Annotated in this window: 1 protein-coding gene; it reads left to right on the plus strand. The window is 60.9% G+C overall.

Annotation, left to right across the window (positions count from 1 at the left end):
• The coding region (locus PseAD21_RS29395; protein WP_146011331.1) for an immunoglobulin-like domain-containing protein at positions 1–297 on the plus strand (297 nt) is incomplete at both ends.

A 297-nucleotide genomic window follows, 5' to 3' on the forward strand; every position in this document is an offset into this window, starting at 1 on the left:
ATACCATCGACACCACCACGGTCAAACTGACCGCGACCGAGTCTGCTGCTGAAGGTGGCACCGTCACCTACACTGCGACTGTCGGTGCACCGGTAACCGGTTCTCCTGTCGTCGTGACCCTGGCCAACGGTCAGAACATCACCATCGAAGTCGGCAAGACCACCGGCACCGTGACCACCACCGCACCGAACGATGCGCTGACCGGCCATGCGCCGCTGACCAACGCCATCACCGACGTGAGCGGCGGTAACTACGAAAACCTCGTGGCTGACAAAACCCCGGTCAATACCACTGTCA

This window comes from Pseudomonas sp. AD21, assembly GCF_002878485.1.
Taxonomy (GTDB): Bacteria; Pseudomonadota; Gammaproteobacteria; order Pseudomonadales; family Pseudomonadaceae; genus Aquipseudomonas.